At 59.6% G+C, this 1,176-nt stretch carries 1 protein-coding gene and 1 pseudogene; both read right to left on the minus strand.

The window, feature by feature from the left end; genetic code table 11:
• Window positions 1-23: 23 nt before the first annotated feature.
• Window positions 24-713, minus strand: coding sequence for a 16S rRNA (guanine(527)-N(7))-methyltransferase RsmG (gene rsmG, locus Q7U29_RS04740; RefSeq protein ID WP_304739045.1), 690 nt, complete (start codon window positions 711-713; stop codon window positions 24-26).
• A gap of 145 nt (window positions 714-858) precedes the next feature.
• A pseudogene (locus Q7U29_RS04745) lies at window positions 859-1,176 on the minus strand (tRNA uridine-5-carboxymethylaminomethyl(34) synthesis enzyme MnmG); the annotation flags it as partial.

Here is a 1,176-nt window from a genome sequence, read left to right on the forward strand (position 1 = left end):
TTGATATATTTGATCAATTACGGTCATGCGCTGACGCCATTTTCTGTCGCGGATGGATTGCGCCGCTCGATCTGGTCGAGCTCGACGATCCAGCCGTGTCCGCCGGTGCGGCTGGAATGGAGATGCGGCTTGATATTCCAATATTTAGTAGCTTCGGTCAATTCAGCCTCTACATCTTGGCCTTTGAGGAACAACGCCTTCGCGCCGCGCCTCACCAGCGGCTCCGCGAAGCCGATGAGCTGGTGTAGCGGAGCCACCGCCCGGGCGGTGACGCAATCGACAGGTCCGGTGATTCTATCCACACTATCCCCGATATCCGCGAGGTGAACTTGGCCGGGCGAGTTGGTAACTCGCAGCGCCTCGCGCAGGAACGCGGCCTTCTTGGCATTGCGCTCAACCAGATGAATGATCGCACCTGGCGTCCCTGCCAGCGCGCAGGCCAGCGCCACCCCGGGAAAGCCCCCTCCGCTGCCGAGATCGGCCCAGACCGTGGCGGAGGGAGCGATCGTCAGAAGCTGCAGGGAATCGGCGATGTGGCGGGTCCAAAGATTGGGAAGCGTCGACGGCGCCACCAGATTGGTTTTGGCCTGCCACTCCAGCAACAGATCGACATAGCGATCCAGCCGCGCCTCGGTTTCACGTGAAACAGGCGTCAACGCCAGTGCCGCGGCTTTGTCCGCGGGGAGAATGGGGGATTTCGGTGCTTTGAGCATGTGTTGAGGTACCGACTGGATTCAAGCCGTCATTGCGAGCGTAGCGAAGCAATCCATGCTGAAGATTAGACAGATAGATATGGATTGCTTCGTCGCTATGCTCCTCGCAATGACGATGAGAGAGCTTTGTTTCACGTGAAAAAAGTTATGCGGACGCCACCGTCGGTTTCTTTCGCGCTTCCCGCCGCAAAAAGGCCGCCAGGATCCCCAACGCTGCTGGCGTCATCGCATCAATCCGCCCCGCCTGCCCTACCGTTCGCGGGCGCGCGGCTTCGAGTTTTGCACGGGCCTCGTTGGAGAGTCCCGGCACGCGGCTGTAATCGATATCGGTCAATACCAGCCCCTCGTCACGCCGGAAGGCATCGACGTCAGCAGTTTGGCGCTTCAGATAGACGTCGTATTTGGCGTCGATCTCGAGGTGAACTGCGATCGCTGGGTCAATGGCCGACAATTCCGGCCAGAT

It is taken from the genome of Bradyrhizobium sp., assembly GCF_030654605.1.
In the GTDB taxonomy this organism is placed as follows: domain Bacteria; phylum Pseudomonadota; class Alphaproteobacteria; order Rhizobiales; family Xanthobacteraceae; genus Bradyrhizobium.

Bases quoted from the DNA above. Each gene is read 5' to 3' on its own strand.
- rsmG (WP_304739045.1), bottom strand. From the start codon at position 713: ATGCTCAAAGCACCGAAATCCCCCATTCTCCCCGCGGACAAAGCCGCG.